Annotated in this window: 21 protein-coding genes and 1 pseudogene; 16 read left to right on the top strand and 6 right to left on the bottom strand. The window is 42.9% G+C overall.

Annotation, left to right across the window (positions count from 1 at the left end):
• The first annotated feature begins 84 nt into the window (after positions 1 to 84).
• From NX903_RS17740 to NX903_RS17680, 13 genes and pseudogenes are all read left to right on the top strand, one after another.
• On the top strand, positions 85 to 228 hold the full coding sequence (locus NX903_RS17740) for a hypothetical protein (protein ID WP_003242876.1): 144 nt from the start codon (positions 85 to 87) through the stop codon (positions 226 to 228).
• Between the two features lie 233 nt (positions 229 to 461).
• Positions 462 to 1,208 carry a protein-tyrosine kinase activator TkmA gene (gene tkmA, locus NX903_RS17735; protein ID WP_003227811.1) on the top strand — a complete coding sequence of 249 codons (747 nt, stop codon included), beginning with the start codon at positions 462 to 464 and terminating at the stop codon, positions 1,206 to 1,208.
• Entirely contained in the window at positions 1,198 to 1,911 is a 714-nt protein-coding gene (gene ptkA, locus NX903_RS17730) for a tyrosine-protein kinase PtkA (protein ID WP_086344405.1), read from the top strand. The genes tkmA and ptkA overlap by 11 nt, the downstream gene beginning before the upstream one ends.
• 52 nt (positions 1,912 to 1,963) lie before the next feature.
• On the top strand, positions 1,964 to 2,728 hold the full coding sequence (locus tag NX903_RS17725; RefSeq protein ID WP_086344404.1) for a tyrosine-protein phosphatase: 765 nt from the start codon (positions 1,964 to 1,966) through the stop codon (positions 2,726 to 2,728).
• A 194-nt stretch (positions 2,729 to 2,922) separates the two neighbouring features.
• Entirely contained in the window at positions 2,923 to 4,245 is a 1,323-nt protein-coding gene (uglF, locus tag NX903_RS17720; protein WP_029946178.1) for a UDP-glucose 6-dehydrogenase UglF, read from the top strand.
• A 200-nt stretch (positions 4,246 to 4,445) separates the two neighbouring features.
• Positions 4,446 to 5,231, top strand: coding sequence for a YwqG family protein (locus NX903_RS17715; protein ID WP_144486780.1), 786 nt, complete (start codon positions 4,446 to 4,448; stop codon positions 5,229 to 5,231).
• 75 nt (positions 5,232 to 5,306) lie between these two features.
• A pseudogene (locus NX903_RS17710) lies at positions 5,307 to 5,387 on the top strand (hypothetical protein); the annotation flags it as partial.
• 219 nt (positions 5,388 to 5,606) lie between these two features.
• A complete protein-coding gene (locus NX903_RS17705; RefSeq protein ID WP_076457487.1) occupies positions 5,607 to 6,029 on the top strand; it encodes a YwqH-like family protein in 423 nt (140 codons plus the stop codon).
• An 8-nt stretch (positions 6,030 to 6,037) separates the two neighbouring features.
• Complete coding sequence (locus tag NX903_RS17700) at positions 6,038 to 6,298, top strand: YwqI/YxiC family protein (RefSeq protein ID WP_003227825.1); 261 nt, start codon at positions 6,038 to 6,040, stop codon at positions 6,296 to 6,298.
• Between the two features lie 18 nt (positions 6,299 to 6,316).
• Positions 6,317 to 8,323: a T7SS effector LXG polymorphic toxin gene (locus tag NX903_RS17695; RefSeq protein WP_341109704.1), complete on the top strand. Its 2,007-nt coding sequence runs from the start codon at positions 6,317 to 6,319 to the stop codon at positions 8,321 to 8,323.
• Positions 8,323 to 8,808 (top strand): hypothetical protein, encoded by a 486-nt coding sequence (locus NX903_RS17690; RefSeq protein ID WP_063334784.1) that lies wholly within the window; start codon positions 8,323 to 8,325, stop codon positions 8,806 to 8,808. The genes NX903_RS17695 and NX903_RS17690 overlap by 1 nt, the downstream gene beginning before the upstream one ends.
• Before the next feature lie 185 nt (positions 8,809 to 8,993).
• Positions 8,994 to 9,647, top strand: a complete 654-nt coding sequence (locus NX903_RS17685) for a hypothetical protein (RefSeq protein WP_134982507.1) — start codon at positions 8,994 to 8,996, stop codon at positions 9,645 to 9,647.
• Between the two features lie 106 nt (positions 9,648 to 9,753).
• Positions 9,754 to 10,470: an endonuclease V gene (locus NX903_RS17680; protein WP_144486778.1), complete on the top strand. Its 717-nt coding sequence runs from the start codon at positions 9,754 to 9,756 to the stop codon at positions 10,468 to 10,470.
• An 85-nt stretch (positions 10,471 to 10,555) separates the two neighbouring features.
• On the opposite strand, the gene NX903_RS17675 is transcribed toward NX903_RS17680, so the two are convergent.
• On the bottom strand, positions 10,556 to 11,437 hold the full coding sequence (locus NX903_RS17675) for a LysR family transcriptional regulator (RefSeq protein WP_086344401.1): 882 nt from the start codon (positions 11,435 to 11,437) through the stop codon (positions 10,556 to 10,558).
• A 122-nt stretch (positions 11,438 to 11,559) separates the two neighbouring features.
• Here NX903_RS17675 and NX903_RS17670 point away from each other — a divergent pair, with 122 nt between their 5' ends.
• Both NX903_RS17670 and NX903_RS17665 read left to right on the top strand, forming a co-directional pair.
• The gene (locus tag NX903_RS17670; protein WP_086344400.1) at positions 11,560 to 12,105 is read left to right on the top strand and encodes a flavodoxin family protein; all 546 of its coding nucleotides are present in this window, start codon (positions 11,560 to 11,562) and stop codon (positions 12,103 to 12,105) included.
• Positions 12,102 to 12,323 (top strand): hypothetical protein, encoded by a 222-nt coding sequence (locus NX903_RS17665; RefSeq protein WP_086344399.1) that lies wholly within the window; start codon positions 12,102 to 12,104, stop codon positions 12,321 to 12,323. Before NX903_RS17670 ends, NX903_RS17665 begins: the two co-directional genes overlap by 4 nt.
• 26 nt (positions 12,324 to 12,349) lie before the next feature.
• Here the strand turns inward: NX903_RS17665 and chrA are convergent, their stop codons facing one another.
• The 3 genes from chrA to chrS are packed head-to-tail and all read right to left on the bottom strand — an operon-like array spanning position 12,350 to position 13,966.
• Entirely contained in the window at positions 12,350 to 12,886 is a 537-nt protein-coding gene (gene chrA / locus NX903_RS17660; protein ID WP_021480764.1) for a chromate resistance efflux protein ChrA, read from the bottom strand.
• Complete coding sequence (gene chrB / locus NX903_RS17655; protein WP_086344398.1) at positions 12,883 to 13,476, bottom strand: chromate efflux transporter subunit ChrB; 594 nt, start codon at positions 13,474 to 13,476, stop codon at positions 12,883 to 12,885. The genes chrA and chrB overlap by 4 nt, the downstream gene beginning before the upstream one ends.
• A gap of 13 nt (positions 13,477 to 13,489) precedes the next feature.
• Positions 13,490 to 13,966 (bottom strand): chromate efflux transcriptional regulator ChrS, encoded by a 477-nt coding sequence (chrS, locus tag NX903_RS17650; RefSeq protein ID WP_014478181.1) that lies wholly within the window; start codon positions 13,964 to 13,966, stop codon positions 13,490 to 13,492.
• A 213-nt stretch (positions 13,967 to 14,179) separates the two neighbouring features.
• Between chrS and ggt the strand changes: the two genes are divergently transcribed.
• The gene (gene ggt / locus NX903_RS17645) at positions 14,180 to 15,757 is read left to right on the top strand and encodes a gamma-glutamyltransferase (protein WP_024572832.1); all 1,578 of its coding nucleotides are present in this window, start codon (positions 14,180 to 14,182) and stop codon (positions 15,755 to 15,757) included.
• Positions 15,758 to 15,761: 4 nt separating this feature from the next.
• On the opposite strand, the gene NX903_RS17640 is transcribed toward ggt, so the two are convergent.
• Both NX903_RS17640 and NX903_RS17635 read right to left on the bottom strand, forming a co-directional pair.
• Positions 15,762 to 16,097, bottom strand: a complete 336-nt coding sequence (locus tag NX903_RS17640) for a DUF4181 domain-containing protein (protein ID WP_046160935.1) — start codon at positions 16,095 to 16,097, stop codon at positions 15,762 to 15,764.
• Positions 16,098 to 16,275: 178 nt separating this feature from the next.
• Positions 16,276 to 16,893 (bottom strand): flavin reductase family protein, encoded by a 618-nt coding sequence (locus tag NX903_RS17635; RefSeq protein WP_086344397.1) that lies wholly within the window; start codon positions 16,891 to 16,893, stop codon positions 16,276 to 16,278.
• Positions 16,894 to 17,049 lie beyond the last annotated feature (156 nt).

The following is a 17,049-nucleotide window of genomic DNA, read 5'->3' as shown; positions in this document are numbered from 1 at the left end:
GATGTATTAGAGATTGCAAATTGATAACCAGCATCATATAATAATCGTGTTTTCAACTTAATGGAAGCTGAAAGGAAAAAAAAGATGAGTGAAAAGAAATTGAATCAAGAAGAATTTCTGAAAATTTTGATGCATGCACATGAAATTGGTGAGCAGTCATCTGAGATGACGACGAAGGAAATGCTTGAAAATTTGATTTCTCATATTAAAAATGGATATGCAACATAAAAATCCCGCACGCCTTTAGCGGGATTTTTTTATGCGAGATTACGTGACTGCACGAATAAGAGAAAATGAGACAGCACTGTCAACACAGTAAATATAGCGCTTACATAAAAAAGAGTAACATATCGTTTTGTAAAAAAATGTCGAATTATGTCACGTGAAAAGCTGGAGAAATGCGGTTTCAACGTTGTATAATCGTAAATGGAAAAGGATGTTATAAGAGATTTGGAGGTATCATGGGAGAATCTACTAGCTTAAAAGAGATATTATCAACGTTAACAAAACGCATACTTTTGATTATGATTGTAACCGCAGCTGCCACTGCTGCCGGCGGACTCATTAGTTTCTTCGCACTTACACCCATCTATGAAAATTCAACTCAGATTCTGGTCAACCAATCGAAAAATGAACGAAAAGAAGTTCAATTTAACGATGTCCAAACCAATCTTCAGTTAATCAATACGTACAATGTCATCATTAAAAGCCCTGCCATCTTAGATGAAGTCATTAAAGAAATGGGCCTGTCGATGACATCCCAAGAACTGAATGACAAAATTACCGTATCCAGCGAACAGGACTCCCAAGTGGTCAACATATCAGTCAGGGATGAAAACGCGGAAACAGCGGCTCATATTGCCAATACTATAGCATCTGTTTTTCAAGACAAAATCACATCCATTATGAATGTTGACAATGTCAGCATTCTGTCAAAAGCCGAGGTTTCAGAACATCCGTCCCCTGTATCGCCAAAGCCGCTACTAAACATTGCCATCGCGTTTGCGGCCGGATTGGCGGGAAGCATCGGACTGGCCTTCCTGCTTGAGCATTTGGATAATACGATCAAATCGGAAGAGCAGCTCGAATCCTTGCTGGACATACCTGTTTTAGGGACAGTTTCCACCATTGCGAATGAGCAGAAAACAGCAAAGACCTTACAGGGTTTCCAATCTGAAAAAACGGGGAGTGGACATTTTGGCGCTTAGAAAAAACAGAGGCTCGCGGATGCGGAGAAATGTCATTGCAATGACAGAGCCGAAATCCTTGAACTCTGAACAATATCGGACGATTCGCACGAATATAGAATTTGCTTCAGTGGACCGGCAAATGAAATCAGTCATGATTACATCGGCTTGTCCGGGGGAAGGAAAATCAACAACGGCCGCCAACCTGGCTGTCGTATTCGCCCAACAGGGAAAAAAAGTGCTCCTGATTGATGCTGATTTGCGAAAACCAACAGTACATACGGCTTTTTTTCTTGAAAATACGGTTGGCTTAACATCTGTTTTATTAAAGAAAAGCTCTATGGAGCAGGCTGTACAAGCATCGAATGAAAAACATCTTGACGTGCTGACGAGCGGCCCGATCCCGCCAAACCCGGCCGAGCTTCTCTCCTCGAAGTGGATGAAGGAGCTTGCAGACGAAGCGTGTGCGGCATATGATATGGTCATTTTTGATACGCCGCCTATTCTTGCCGTAGCAGATGCACAGATTTTAGGCAACGTGGCAGACGGTTCTGTTCTGGTTATTTCAAGCGGGAAAACAGAAAAAGAACAAGCCGCAAAAGCGAAAGAGGCGCTTGAAACGTGCAAAAGCAAGCTCCTTGGGGCGATTATGAACGGCAAAAAGCTTTCGAAGCACTCTGAATACGGATATTACGGAAACAAGGACAATTTCATGCAAAAATAAATAACGTGCATCGTGCCCGTTATTTATTTTTGCGAAAAAAGGGGGCTAGGACATGATCGATATTCACTGTCACATTCTTCCCGCAATGGATGACGGGGCAGGTGATTCGGCCGACAGCATAGAAATGGCAAGAGCAGCTGTTCGTCAGGGAATCCGGACGATCATTGCGACACCTCATCATAACAACGGTGTGTATAAAAACGAGCCAGCCGCAGTCAGAGAAGCAGCAGATCAGTTAAACAAACGTTTAATCAAAGAAGACATTCCTTTACATGTGCTTCCGGGACAGGAAATCAGAATCTCCGGCGAGGTGGAACAAGACCTTGCCAAACAGCAGCTGCTTTCACTGAATGATACAAAACACATCTTGATTGAGTTTCCGTTTGATCACGTTCCCCGATATGCGGAGCAGCTTTTTTATGATTTGCAGCTGAAAGGATATATTCCGGTTATCGCCCATCCTGAACGCAACAGGGAAATTCGCGAAAACCCGTCCTTGCTGTATCATCTTGTAGAAAAAGGAGCAGCATCTCAGATTACTTCAGGAAGTCTTGCGGGGACCTTCGGCAAGCAGCTGAAAGCATTTTCTCTTCGGCTGGTTGAAGCCAATTTGATCCATTTCGTAGCCTCAGATGCCCATAATGTGAAAACGAGAAATTTTCACACTCAAGAGGCCCTTTATGTTCTTGAGAAAGAATTCGGCTCGGAACTTCCTTATATGCTGACGGAAAATGCAGAGCTTCTCCTGCGGAATCAGACCATCTTCAGACAGCCTCCGCAACCGGTCAAAAGAAGAAAATTGTTTGGTCTTTTTTAACAGCCGATTCTCATTTCACCACTTTCTTTTTGAGAGCGATATAATAGTGTATTGTATGGTTGAATCACATTTCAGAAATCTGTACAGGATGTACCCGACAGGCTATGCGGGAGATCATTCGCATTCATGATAGGATGTTCTCATACGATATTACGGAAGCTGCAAAGCAGCAATTTAACTGTTGGAGGGAAACAATGAATATAACAGTCATCGGAACAGGCTATGTCGGTCTTGTGACAGGTGTTTCTCTTTCTGAGATTGGACATCATGTAACCTGCATTGATATTGACGCTCACAAGATTGATGAAATGAGAAAGGGCATTTCCCCCATATTTGAACCAGGTCTTGAAGAGCTGATGAGAAAAAATACAGCTGATGGACGGCTGAACTTTGAAACGAGCTATGAGAAAGGCTTGGCACAGGCAGACATCATTTTTATAGCGGTCGGCACACCGCAGAAAAGCGACGGGCACGCCAATCTGGAGCAAATTACAGATGCGGCCAAACGCATCGCAAAGCATGTCAAACGAGATATAGTCGTGGTAACGAAAAGCACAGTGCCCGTTGGGACAAACGATTTGATTAATGGACTGATCACTGAACATCTAGCGGAGCCTGTCAGTATTTCGGTCGCATCCAATCCGGAATTTTTGCGTGAGGGGTCGGCGATCTATGATACCTTTCATGGTGACAGGATCGTGATCGGGACGGCCGATGAGAAAACAGCAAATACGCTGGAGGAGCTCTTCCGTCCGTTTCAAATCCCGATTTACCAAACGGATATCAGAAGTGCCGAGATGATCAAATATGCCTCAAATGCTTTTCTGGCCACTAAGATCAGTTTTATAAACGAAATTTCGAATATATGTGAAAAGGTCGGCGCCGATATTGAAGCAGTCGCGTACGGGATGGGACAGGATAAGCGGATCGGGAGCCAGTTTTTAAAAGCGGGCATAGGCTACGGCGGCTCTTGTTTTCCAAAGGACACAAACGCCCTCGTGCAAATTGCCGGCAATGTCGAGCATGATTTTGAACTGCTGAAATCGGTTATCAAAGTCAACAACAATCAGCAGGCGATGCTGGTTGATAAAGCGCTGAACAGGCTCGGCGGGGTGACGGGAAAAACGATTGCCCTTTTAGGCCTGTCATTTAAACCGAATACGGACGATATGAGAGAAGCGCCGTCAATTGTTATTGCAGACCGTCTCGCTGCGCTCGACGCCCGTATCAGAGCCTACGATCCCATTGCAGTTGGTCATGCAAAGCATGTTCTCCCGCAAGCTGTTGAATATAAAGAGACGATCGAGGAAGCTGTCAAAGGTTCTGACGCCGTCATGATTTTAACCGACTGGGCTGACATTAAACAATTTCCGTTAGCGGCTTATCGGGATTTGATGGAATCGCCGCTCATATTTGACGGCAGAAACTGCTACACATTGGATGAAGCTGCGGCTTCAGGAGTGGAGTATTATTCTGTCGGTCGGAAGGCGGTTGTTCCGTCAGGTGCAATTCAATAGAGGAAAAAGAAAGGCTGGTTGCGCACCAGTCTTTTTTTTTCCTCTATTGCGGGGTGCTGAATACATTTGCTACTATTTAACTATTGTTTGGAAAATTATGCAGAAGTAGGGCTTCTTTAAACAATCGTTTGAAAAACATTAGAAGAAACGAAGAAAACCAGAAAATAAAACCTTGGAGATGCCGGAAAGGAGAGAATCTGATGAATCATCTGCCCGAAAAAATGAGACCGTACCGCGACTTGCTGGAGAAATCAGCGAAAGAATACGTGAAACTGAATGTGAGAAAAGGGAAAACAGGACGATATGACAGCAAAATTGCCGGTGATCCCTATTTCTCCAAGCATGAAACATACCCGACTGATGAAAATGGACAGCCGATGAAGCTTCTGGCACAGATTAATTTCTCACACATTCCCCAGCTTGACGGCTACCCTTCTTCAGGTATCCTGCAGTTCTACATTTCTGTTCATGATGACGTCTATGGATTGAATTTTGACGATCGATGTGAACAAAAGAATTTCAGAGTGATCTATTTTGAAAATATCATAGAAAACGAAGACGAGCTTGTTTCTGATTTTTCATTTATTGGCACTGGCGAATGTGATTTTCCGATTTTATCAGAAGCGGCAGTCGAGCCTGTGAAATCTTCGGAATGGGTGCTGCCTACAGATTTTCAATTTGAGCAGTATACGGGCATGGAAACAATGGAGTTCTTTGGTCAGTTCGGCGAGGATGAAGAAGACATTTATAATGAACTGGCTGAAAACGGATTTGGCCATAAAATCGGCGGATACGCTTCTTTTACCCAGCATGATCCGCGGGAATACGCATATAAAGAACACACCATCATGCTTTTACAAATTGATTCAGACGATGATATCGATTCAATGTGGGGAGACGTCGGCATCGCCAATTTTTTCATCACACCTGAAGATCTAAGGAAAAAAGACTTTTCAAACGTTCTGTACAACTGGGACTGCAGCTAATACAAGCTTTTGATCCAAAGGGTCAGAAGCGGGGAATAATAGAAGCCAAAGACAAAATCAGACGTGATCGACCTGATGAACAATAAGCTCAGCACGGTAAGAGGCAGGCCAACAAAATCTGCCTCTTTCAAGTGCCTTTATAACTATGACATTAGGTATTTCTATTTGATAAAACGCTTTTATTAACTGTATAACGAACAAAAACAAGATCAAATACCTACATTTCAAGAGCGTTATATGCCTAAATTAAGCCATTTACCCTATTTAAGCCGCCTTCTGGCTATTTTAAAATATAATATATGGAAATAAAGTATGGAAAAGTCTATCTTCATCAGCCCCTCCATACGACTTTTTGAGTATTAAGAGGTGATTCAGATGGGTTATGAAAGTATGCTGGCGGATATCAAAAGTTCGCTCAACGGAAAAATTTCCGACGTGGAAGACAAGATCGAAAAGCTGAAAAAAGCAAAAAAGGACATAGACACACTGCAAGAAGAGGCAATCACTGAAATCAAAGAAATTGTGAAACCGGAATTGGGCAAGCATTGGACGGGAACAAAAGCCGATGATTTCGACAAGGGAAGAGAAGAGGCGAAATCGGAAGCATCTAAGATTGTGAATGATAAATATAACCAGTATATGGCTTCGATTCAGATGGAGATTATTCAGTTGGAATCTATGAAATTTCTCTATGACAAAGAATTAAAGCTAGCGAATTTTGCTGGTCATACTCTTGCTAAGGGTGAAGAATTCTTGGAGGATGCTGTTAATCAAATTAAATCTATTAAATTGTGGTGATCTTTTTTATGTCAGAAATTAAATTGAAATACGATACTGTAATCAAAACATTAGATTCTGTCAAAGATGCGCTTGCTGACGTATCAATCGGCGCCGCGGGGTCCAATGGAAAAAATAAACTCGATTATACGAAAAAATATCATGAGCGTGAGGAGAACATCAAAACCATGCTCGGAGATTACAAAAAAGCGGTACAGAAAAATATCGAGGATACAAAGGATAATGTAGATTCACTCAAAGAGCAGGACGAGGCGATAGCGGTAAAATAGAACAGAAAGGGCAGTGCGATGAGCAAAGTATTTGAATCTAAATCTTTAATCGAAGAAGCGAAGAGCAGAAAAAAGCAATATGAGACGCTTGAGGAGCAGCTGAATACGCTGAAAAAAGCGTTTCAGGGAGTTGCAGATTTAGGCGATAATTTTAAAGGCAAAGGCGCGGATAATATTAAAGATTTTTTTCAGGGGCAGGCGGAAATCGTAGACAGCTGGCTGACGCTTGTCTCTGCTCAAATTGCGTTTTTAAATGGCATTTCAGGAGATATTAAAGATCAAGAACTGAATGATTCATATGTGGAAACTTCTTTTTTGGATCATGAGCTGCCCAATGGAGACCTGAAAGCCTCAGAGATAGTCTCCGCTCATAAAGAAGAAATCGATTCTATTTTGTCAGGCATCAGCGATATTATTGATCTCGACATGTATACGCTTGACGACTATGCAGATAAGATGGGCGATGCCCAAAAAATCAGACGTGACACGATCACAGCTGTCGATAAGCTTGATGAATCCCTGACCACTGAATATCAAAATTTAGAATCTCTGGACAACGCAGTGCTCACCAAATATTCTGTTCTCATGCAGGCCACCAGCAATGGGAAGAGCGCATCCCCTATGTACTATGACAAAAAAGCCTTCCACAGCAATGAAGTCTACAAAAGCGTCATTGAAGTAGAAAATCAAGGAACAACCTATATCGATGCAAAAACCCAGCAAGCAGAAGCAAGACGGCTCCAGGAAAAAGCCGAGGAAGAAGCAAACAAACCGTGGTACGAAAAAACATGGGATGGAGTTTGCAACTTTACTGGAGAAGTCACTGGCTATTATGATTATAAAAGAGCAACTGAAGGCGTTGACCCGGTTACCGGAGAAAAACTCTCCACCGCAGAACGTGTGACAGCAGGAGCTATGGCCGCAGCCGGATTTATACCAGTCGTCGGCTGGGCAGGCCGCGCCTTCAAAGGCGGAAAAGCCATCTACAAAACCGGAAAAGCTGCTATCGCAGCTGAACACGCTTTAGATGCCTACAAAACAGGCAAATCCTTAGACATTCTCAAAATGACAGAAATGGGCGCATACGGCCTTGTTGCGTCAAACGGATTCTCAGAAGCCGTCACGGGACGGGATATGTTTGGAAACAAAGTGTCTGAGGAGAAGCGGAAGCAAGGGGCGCTCGAAGCGGCATTGAGCTTGGTTGGAGCCGGTGCATTGGCGAAACATATTGATAAAGGCATCCCGCTTGCTAAATCGCCACAAGTAGCAAAAGTTGAAAAAGGGAGAAAGATTCTAGATCAAGTAAAAGAATTCAAAGTGCCGACGAATGTAAAAATTCGTGTCCACAAGACTGTCACACCGGATGGGACAACTTTCCCAATTGTTCACGCTGATGTGGAAACGAAAGCTGTGAAAGATCTTGGGATTGTGAAGATGGCGAGTAGTGGTAGCAGTGGAAGCACTACCACAAGATTAATTCCAGGGACCCCAGGAAAGGTTACAGGGGGGAGTTCAACTAAATTAGGTAAAAATATGTTTGAGCAAATGGGACTTCCACGTTCAACAAAACGTACTCCATATCAGGCTCAACATATTATCCCGAAGGAGTTTCGAAGTCATCCTGTTTTGAAGAAGTTAGGAATGGATATGGATGATGCGTCAAATGGCTTTTTCTTAAGGGTCCCGGATGATGATAAAAGTGCTACTTCACGGCATAAGGGATATCATTCAGTTTATAGTAGTTTTGTGAGAAAAAAATTAGATGAGATTAATGTTAACCAAAGTGTAGACGTCATTGAAAAACAGGTATATGATTTACAACAAAAATTAAGAGAATTACAAGAAAAAGGGTTGCCTCTTTATATGAGGGATGATTATTTAGAAACAGAATTAAAGAAAATAAAGGAGAAAGGATTAGAAGCATATAAATTAGAAAGGAGAGAAGATAACGCCTCAAGAAAACCCGTTTGGAAAAGAGGCGGTGGAGCAACAGTTGATCTTTGGGAAAGGTGGTATAACAAGTAATGAATTTTGGAAAATATCATAATCTGGTGGAAGAGGTAGTTGAATTTTCAAAAACCTTCAAGCCTATAAATTCAGTTAATGTATCTAATTTTACTCAAATAATTAATGACCAAGAAAAGGCTGAATACTTGGCTTATGAAGAAGTATATGGAGAAGATGAGTATACATGGAAAGATATAAGAGAAATTGAAATGAGTGAAGTATGGGAGCGGTTTTACGAATTAGAAGATAATCAAAAGCCGGAAAATATAGACGCATTATTAGATATTTTTTCTGAGAGCATCAGACATGCTTCTACTGAATTCAAGACTTTTTTTGAGGATATAGTAGCTGACCTAAACAATTGTGCTATTAATAGAGCAATTAATGGTAATACAAATAATTTTTTTGAAAAGGTTTTTGAAATTTATAAAGCGGGTTATTTCCCGTGTGGTTGGAATGGCGATTATCCTAACGGGAATTTTATCGTTTTTAAAAAAGGTTAAGAGAGGTTTTCAAGAAACGTCAGTCTATGGACACCAAGGGCTGGCGTTTTTGTTTCTCATTGTATACAGCTTTCAATAGGAGGTTAACGTTAGAAGTGCCTTGTTTACTGATATATTAGAATAGTTTAAACTTCTTTCTGGGTTGTCAATCGGCAGATTTTTTAGAATAATGAAGGAGAAGCGGGATGGAAAGAGACCATATTTCTCAACTGCAGCCATTAAAAATCTGTAATGGCTGGTCTGTAGTACTGAACAATTTATGTTCAGAAAAAAGAATGCAAGAAAAATGTGAACTACTAAAACTACAAAATGAAAAACGTAATGCTGTTATGAAGGCAGTATATGAAAATAATCAATACCATATCAAAGTAGCTGGCTTAAAAACAGATAAGATTTATGAAGATGAGTCTTTTAATGAGATAGAACAATTATTAGAAGAGTTAGAATATCAAATCTGGAGTGTGGGAAGCGGGGTTTTAGAGGGTTTGCAGCCACTAAGCCAACAGATTCCCAATTTTTTAAGGCTAAAGATACCGGCTGGTTGGACTGTTGATTATATTACATTAAAAGATACTGATCCTAAGACGCTAGAGGCAAATGATGATGCTTGGTTATTTGACTTTAATCAAGATCTCCTGCAGATTTCTCATAAGACAAAAAATTTGCTGCTTGACGTAGGGTGGTACCCAGAAGGTGATCCAGCCGGAAGCTATGGGATTGAACTGATAAAAAACGAAGATTGGGAAAATCCTTTAGAGGATATTATGTGTACTGAACTTAAAGAATTAATTAAACAATTGGATTATATTTTTATGAAAGAAATGAAAAATGAATATTAATAAAAAAGCAGATTATACTATCTGCTTTTTTCAATGATATAATTTGGTGTCATTGCTAGATTCGACATGCAGGACAATTGAGCGCGAAGAGAGGGAAACAAGTAAAATGGAAATACATCAAATTCACGATTTTCATCTAAAAGATGAATCGGATTTTGTTCAAACACAACAATCCCTTAGAAATCGTATCAACCTATCCCACACGATCCATCCCAACTCCATCAACACCTGCGCAGGCGTTGACCTGGCCTATTGGGAGCAGGATGGAGAACCGTATGGGGTGTGCTGTATTATCGTGATTGACGCTGATACAAAAGAAGTCATTGAAAAAGTGCACAGCATGGGGAGAATCAGCGTGCCGTATGTTTCCGGTTTTCTTGCGTTTCGTGAGCTGCCTTTGATCATCGAGGCGGCGAAAAAGCTGGAGACGGAGCCGGATGTCTTCTTGTTTGATGGCAACGGATATTTGCATTACAACCATATGGGCGTTGCCACCCATGCGGCTTTTTTTCTGGGTAAGCCGACGATTGGGATTGCGAAAACCTATCTCAAAATCAAAGGCTATGATTTCGTGACGCCTGAAAATGAAGTAGGCGCATACACCGATATTATCATTGACGGCGAGGTATATGGACGGGCGCTGCGAACGCGGCGGGATGTGAAGCCTATTTTCTTGTCTTGCGGAAATAACATTGATTTAGAAAGCAGTTATCAAATTACGTTGAGCCTGCTTAATCAAGAAAGCAGACTGCCGATCCCTGTCCGCCTGGCTGACCTTGAAACTCATGTTTTGCGAATGTTTTATCAGAAAAATCACGTGTAACACTTGGGGCTCTAAGTCATCAAGTGTTTTTTTGTATGTGTGTGCTTTTCTGGTCTCAAAAACCATGTCGTCCTTGTGGAGAGGTTTATTTGAATGTTTTCCGTGTCAAATCGATAAAAGCCTTTAATGGCGCAGACATCCACTTGTCCTTATGCCATGCTAATTGAGTGAAAACGGGGCAATCGCTCTGCCAATTGAGTTCTTTCATCCGGCCTGCTGCAATATCATCTTTTACTGTCATTTCAGGCAAGATTCCAATCCCAAGTCCGGCCATCACGCATTGTTTGATGGCTTCTATGCTGACGAATTCCAATTTGTTAGGATAGACACCGGAGTCATGCAAATTGTTCTCAAAGAGCGTGCGGTACGAGCAGCCGTCCTCTGTCAGCAGAAGAGTTTCGTTTTGAAGATCCTTCAATGTTATTGGTAAATCCGCAGGAAAAGGATGGTCATTAGCAGCCACCATTTTGATCTCATCCTGAATCAAAGATTCAACGTGCAGTGCGTCTTCCATCCGGTTTACATCCAAGATGAAGGTGATATCAAGCTGGCCCTGTAAGAGCTGTTCTTTCGCTTGTTCATTGGAGATATATGGTTTGAATATGAGCTTTACTTGGGGAAAAGCCTGTTTAAATTCTTTTATGATAGGGGGCAGGCGGTATGTGCACTGGCTTTCTGTCGCCCCGATTTTTAAGGTTCCGGTTGTTTCTCTTACTTGATTTGCGGCCATTTTCGCTTCTTCTGTTAACGCAATGATCTTCTGTGCATAAGATTTGAACGTTTTTCCTGCTTCTGTCAAGATAAGCCGCTTGCCGAGCCGTTCAAATAAAGGCGTCCCAATTTCTTCTTCAAGTGATTTGATCTGAGAGGTAACGCTTGATTGTGCATAATTAAGCATTTTGGCGGTTAGGGTGAAGTTTACATGTTCTGCCGCCGTAATAAAGGTGATCAGCTGCTTCAATTCCACTTGTTCTCTTCCTTTCTAAATCGGTTTTAGCGATTGGATTAATCGAAATAATCATCTGTATTGATTGATGAATCCATTATAAGATGAAGAAAATCATTCGTAAACAAAGGAGCAGATGCATCATGAAAATTGCGGTTATTAACGGCGGAACTCGGTCTGGCGGAAATACGGATATTCTTGCGGAGAAGGCTGTTCAAGGATTCGATACAGAGCACATTCATTTGCGGAAATATCGAATCCAGCCAATTGAAGATCTGCGTCACGCCCAAGGCGGCTTTCGTCCTGTTCAAGATGACTACGATTCTATCATTGAACGGATATTGCAGTGCCATATTCTTGTATTCGCCACCCCAATTTATTGGTTTGGCATGTCAGGGAAATTAAAGCTGTTTATTGATCGCTGGTCACAGACGTTGAGAGATCCGAGATTTCCTGATTTTAAACAGCAAATGTCAGCGAAACAGGCATATGTAACAGCAGTGGGCGGAGACAATCCAAAAATAAAAGGGCTGCCGCTGATTCAGCAATTCGAACATATTTTTCATTTTATGGGAATGCCCTTTAAAGGTTATGTGCTGGGAGAAGGCAATCGTCCAGGCGATATTCTTCGTGATCATCAGGCGCTGTCCGCTGCGAGCCGCTTACTGAAAAGAAGCGATGCGATATGAAGTTTTTGCTGTCGGTCATTGCTGGCATGCTGATTCTTGCATTCTTTTTATTTTGGAAGGTCCAGCCTCCTGTTTGGATACAAGTTGAAACCAATTCGTCCGAGTTGAAGCAATATGTGAGAATGGCAGGAACCACGCTGCAAGTCAAGCACATCATCAAGAGTGACGCAGGAGAAGAAACAGCTGTCATATCAAACGGCATTTCTGGGCCAAAATAAAAAAGCACCTGTCCAGGTGCTTTTTTCTATAAATGAGGGATCACAAGGCCCCCATATAAAAACGCCGCAATAATCAAAAATGCCGGATGCATTTTGAATTTTGTCATGGCAAGGAGCGAAATTCCCGCAATCACGATCGATTGGACCCAGCCGATCGCTTTGATGCCGTCTGCGCCGATTTGCCAGGTAAGAATGAGCATCATGACCGCGATGACAGGCTGGACGGACAGCGTCATGCCTTTGATGACAGGTGATTGGCGGAAGCGCTGGATGATGCGCAGCAGGACGATCAATGCGAGCGCCGACGGTACGACGGTTGCGATCAGGGCAATTAGGAAGCCGGGCCACCCGCCTGCGCTGTAGCCGACATACGCAGCGATTTTCGTGGCGATCGGGCCCGGCAATGCGTTCGCAAGTGCGAGCATATTTGAGAATTGATCGTTTGAGAGCCAGCTGTATCTGTTTACGACTTCTTCAAACATTAGCGGGATAGACGCAGGTCCGCCGCCATATCCCAGTAGGTTTGCGATAAAAAACGCCATAAATAAATAGATCGATATCATGAGGCTGACATTCCTTTATCTTTTGAATGTTTATTTGTGATTTTGTCTTTCAGTTTAAAATGAAACGCCCCGTACGCTAAGAAAATGATAATGACAAGGCCGGGATTAATCTGTAAAGTTTGCAGGCCGATAAAAGCGATGATAAAAAACAGGATGCCGGTGACCCAGCCGAAACCTTTAAGCGCTTTTTGGCCAAACTCGTACGCCATGATTCCGAGCATGACCGCAATTACCGGCGTGACGGCACCAATCATACCTGCAACAATTGCTGAATGGCTTAACACATTTACAGCCGCAAACAAGCCCACCATCGCAAGACATGTAGGCAGAATGTGGGCGAGGGTCGCCACAATTGCACCTAATGTGCCTTTTAGCTTAAAGCCCAGATAAGCAGCCATTTTGGTGGCAATCGGTCCGGGAAGCGCATTAGCGATTGCTAATATTTCTCCGAATTCATCATCGTCAATCCATTTATATTTATTGACCGCTTCATGGCGGATCAGCGGAATCACGGAAGGTCCGCCGCCGAACCCTAATATGCCGGTGCGAACCATTGCGACCGTCATATCCCGATAAGGATGGTTTTTCATTCGTTTCTCTCCTTTACAGCTTCATTCCCATACGGCTTTTGTATCGTTTGATCAGCATCTGGCAATCAACACTGACGACGCCTCGCAATGGATACAGCCGTTTTGTTAAAAATTCTTCCATTTCTTGATCGTTGGCAAAGATCCCATGCATATGCAGCTTGCTCGGGCCTGTCATGTGATAAAGGCTGGTGACCGCAGGCTCTTCCTCAAGCTTAAGAGCGACCTCTTCTAAAAATTGCGGTTCTACCTCGACATTGAAAAACACGGAAACATGAATGCCGATTTTAGCGGGATTGATGACAGCGGTGAATTTTTCAATAACACCGGCTTCAATTAATTGGTTGATACGGGCCTGCACGGCGACCCGTGACAAATCGACTCTTTTGCCAAGATCCGTATAAGAAATTCTGCCTTCTTCATGCAAAATCGTGAGAATTTGTTTATCAGTCTCATCAAGTACAAGGTTGGGGATTTGATATTCATGACTCAATTGCTCCACCTGCTTTCGTTGCCTTTTAGCAATCATTTTATCATAAAAGTTACGTATCGAAATGATAATTTTTCATTTGTTTTCGAAATGAACGAAAAAATATCTTATTATTTGCGAAAAGAAGAAAGTTCGTCAGTTTTTCTGCCGGATCAGTAGATGTGAAAAATCAGGCTCCCTATACTGAAGAAAATTTCTTAAAAAAGGGGACTTGTGATGAACAAATCTGTCATCGGTACAAAGCAAATGGTCGTCAGTCCGCATTACCTCGCTTCTCAAGCCGGAAACCGCATACTGGATAAGGGAGGCAACGCGTTTGACGCCGCTGTTGCGGTGAGTGCTTGTCTTGCGGTTGTGTACCCGCATATGACCGGACTTGGCGGGGATTCCTTTTGGCTGACCTTTCACCAGGAAACAAAGGCAGTAAAAGTCTACAATGGCAGCGGCCGTTCAGGAAAAAACGTAACGAGAGATGTATATAAGGGAAAAAGCGCGATTCCGCTGCGGGGAATTGACAGTGCCATTACCGTGCCGGGAATGGTTGATAGCTGGGATGCGGTCCTAAAGGAGTACGGGCGTCTGTCTCTTGCAGATGTATTGGAGCCCGCACGCGATTATGCCCAAAATGGGTTTCCTGTATCAGCAGATCAGTGTCGTCACACAGAAAAGAATATTGAATTGCTGGCTTCCACGCCTTACACGGCTGACATCTTCACGAGAAGGGGCAAAGCACCTGTCCCGGGAGAGCGGTTTGTGCAAAAAGAGCTTGCAGACAGTCTGAACTTGATTGCTGAAAAAGGAAGAAGCGCATTTTATGAAGGAGATCTCGCTCAGCGGATTGTCTCACATTTACAGAATAACGGCAGTTACATGACAATCGATGATTTTAAAGCGCATCGGGGTGAGTGGGCAGTGCCTGTATCAAGTGATTATCGAGGATACAGTGTGTATCAGGCGCCGCCGAATTCTCAGGGATTTACCGGTTTATTAACACTGAACATTTTGGAAAACTATGATTTCACCCAAATCGAACACGGTTCATTTGAGTATTATCACGTGCTTGTGGAGGCATTGAAAAAGAGTTTTCTAGATCGGGATGCCGTCCTGACTGATCCGGCGTTTGCAGACATTCCGCTTGAAAGGCTTTTGGACAAACGTTATGCAAAACAATTGGCAGAAGAAATCGGCTATCTCGCAATACCGGCAGAAAGCAGGCCGGTGGGAAGTGATACGGCATATGCGGCCGTAATCGATGCGGATGGCAACGCAGTGTCATTCATTCAAAGCCTGTACTTTGAATTTGGCTCGGCAGTCACTGCCGGTGATACAGGCATATTACTGCAAAACCGCGGATCATTTTTCTCACTGGATGAAAATCATGTCAACACGCTTGAACCGAGAAAGCGCACCTTCCATACGTTGATGCCGGCTATGGTCTGTAAAGGCGGAAAGCCAAAAATTCTGTACGGCACACAAGGCGGCGAAGGCCAGCCGCAGACCCAGACGGCCATCATTACCCGAATGCTGGACTACGGAATGCATCCACAGCAGGCAATCAGCGAACCGCGCTGGGTATGGGGCAGAACGTGGGGAGAGGAATACGAAGGTCTCAGAGTCGAGGGCAGATTCACAGACAAAACAATCCAAAAACTGAAAGACAGCGGGCATCTCGTGGAGGTTGTCGGTGACTATGATCCGCTGATGGGACAAGCGGCTGCAATCAAAGTTGATGAAGAAGGCTTTCTCCAAGGCGGAGCCGATCCTCGGGGAGACGGAGCGGCTGTGGGGATATAAATAACTATAGGGTACAAATATAAATCAAAAGCATAAACATAAGGGAGACCTCTACAATGTGGTACATATACTGTTTATCTTCAGGTCTATAATGCCACTCCATAAAAATTCGTATTGAGTCAATCACAATAAAAAATAAAAGAAGCAAATATTCAACTGGAAAAAAGGAGAGTGAAACCACAAACAAAATAAGTAAAGTGATTTCGATCCATTTGTGTGTATTGCTGACATGCTTATATCGCCAGCCGGATTTATCAATACCGTATTTTTTCTTTATAAAAAATTGAGAGGCGAGACTGATGGTAATAGCGATCAGCATTAAAATCCAAAAGTTTGTCATTCCAATTCCTCCTCATCTACCTTTATACGAAGAAAAAGGAAAAACGTTTCATAAAAGAACACCCCGAGCTTACTCTGGGTGTTCTTTTTTTTGATACTTTTTCAGTTTTTTACAGGCGTTATTTATGTAATCATAAGGTCTTTTTGACTAGTTTCTTCTATTTAAGTAGTCCTTCTCTTCAGCTGGGACGAATCAGTGTGAATTCTTCCCCGAGTTTGGCATAGTGATTTCCCGCCAATCGTGAGGCAGGCTTTAATTCATACGTTAAAATATATCCCTTTTCTGCATCATACACCTTTTCATCTAGGTGGAAGCAGACAACCCTTCCGATGAGCAGATCTGCTGTAGTGACGCCTTGATCATTGTCAAAGGTAATATGCCGCTCTAATTTGCACTCAAAGCGAACGCGGGCTTCCTTAATGCCGGGAACTGAAACAGCTTTGCTTTCAACAGGATGAAGCGAGGTGCGTGTAAGCTCGCTTTCATCCGGCCTTAAGCTTGCAGCTGTTTCATTGATATCTTCAATGATGGCTTCATCACTGACATGAACGACAAATTCTCCGTTCTCCACTGCGTTTCGCGCTGTATCTTTTTGGCGTCCTTCCGTCCTGTTAACAGAAATACTGAGAAGCGGAGGATCTGAGCTGACGACGTTATAAAAACTGAAAGGCGCGGCATTGACCGCTCCTCCTGAAGAAAGTGTTGTCACAAATGCAATGGGGCGGGGAATAACGGTACCTGACAATAGCTTGTATGTGTCTTTGGCACTAAGCTGATCAGCTTGAAATATGTACATAGCAACAACCGCCTTTATCGTTAGGATACCTTGATTATAACGAAATGGTTTAAAGGAAACCAAATGATGCGGGTTGCATATGTTATGTCATGACATATATCTAATACAGGGCAAATAAAAAAATAGGCTTCCGTACCTCCGCCGGCAGCCTATTGA

The sequence above is a fragment of the Bacillus sp. FSL R5-0576 genome (genome assembly GCF_038004765.1).
In the GTDB taxonomy this organism is placed as follows: Bacteria; Bacillota; Bacilli; order Bacillales; family Bacillaceae; genus Bacillus; species Bacillus subtilis.
Note: the sequence above shows the minus strand (reverse complement) of the source record. Positions and strands in the feature narration are given on the sequence as shown.

What these genes read in the sequence shown, in the direction of transcription:
- NX903_RS17680 (WP_144486778.1), top strand. Translation starts at nt 9,754, where the DNA reads ATGGAAATACATCAAATTCACGATTTTCATCTAAAAGATGAATCGGAT.
- NX903_RS17695 (WP_341109704.1), top strand. Translation starts at nt 6,317, where the DNA reads ATGAGCAAAGTATTTGAATCTAAATCTTTAATCGAAGAAGCGAAGAGC.
- chrA (WP_021480764.1), bottom strand. Translation starts at nt 12,886, where the DNA reads ATGATATCGATCTATTTATTTATGGCGTTTTTTATCGCAAACCTACTG.
- NX903_RS17635 (WP_086344397.1), bottom strand. Translation starts at nt 16,893, where the DNA reads ATGTACATATTTCAAGCTGATCAGCTTAGTGCCAAAGACACATACAAG.
- NX903_RS17725 (WP_086344404.1), top strand. Translation starts at nt 1,964, where the DNA reads ATGATCGATATTCACTGTCACATTCTTCCCGCAATGGATGACGGGGCA.
- NX903_RS17740 (WP_003242876.1), top strand. Translation starts at nt 85, where the DNA reads ATGAGTGAAAAGAAATTGAATCAAGAAGAATTTCTGAAAATTTTGATG.
- tkmA (WP_003227811.1), top strand. Translation starts at nt 462, where the DNA reads ATGGGAGAATCTACTAGCTTAAAAGAGATATTATCAACGTTAACAAAA.
- NX903_RS17715 (WP_144486780.1), top strand. Translation starts at nt 4,446, where the DNA reads ATGAATCATCTGCCCGAAAAAATGAGACCGTACCGCGACTTGCTGGAG.
- ggt (WP_024572832.1), top strand. Translation starts at nt 14,180, where the DNA reads ATGAACAAATCTGTCATCGGTACAAAGCAAATGGTCGTCAGTCCGCAT.
- chrB (WP_086344398.1), bottom strand. Translation starts at nt 13,476, where the DNA reads ATGAAAAACCATCCTTATCGGGATATGACGGTCGCAATGGTTCGCACC.
- NX903_RS17670 (WP_086344400.1), top strand. Translation starts at nt 11,560, where the DNA reads ATGAAAATTGCGGTTATTAACGGCGGAACTCGGTCTGGCGGAAATACG.
- NX903_RS17685 (WP_134982507.1), top strand. Translation starts at nt 8,994, where the DNA reads ATGGAAAGAGACCATATTTCTCAACTGCAGCCATTAAAAATCTGTAAT.
- NX903_RS17700 (WP_003227825.1), top strand. Translation starts at nt 6,038, where the DNA reads ATGTCAGAAATTAAATTGAAATACGATACTGTAATCAAAACATTAGAT.
- uglF (WP_029946178.1), top strand. Translation starts at nt 2,923, where the DNA reads ATGAATATAACAGTCATCGGAACAGGCTATGTCGGTCTTGTGACAGGT.
- NX903_RS17690 (WP_063334784.1), top strand. Translation starts at nt 8,323, where the DNA reads ATGAATTTTGGAAAATATCATAATCTGGTGGAAGAGGTAGTTGAATTT.
- NX903_RS17665 (WP_086344399.1), top strand. Translation starts at nt 12,102, where the DNA reads ATGAAGTTTTTGCTGTCGGTCATTGCTGGCATGCTGATTCTTGCATTC.
- NX903_RS17640 (WP_046160935.1), bottom strand. Translation starts at nt 16,097, where the DNA reads ATGACAAACTTTTGGATTTTAATGCTGATCGCTATTACCATCAGTCTC.
- NX903_RS17705 (WP_076457487.1), top strand. Translation starts at nt 5,607, where the DNA reads ATGGGTTATGAAAGTATGCTGGCGGATATCAAAAGTTCGCTCAACGGA.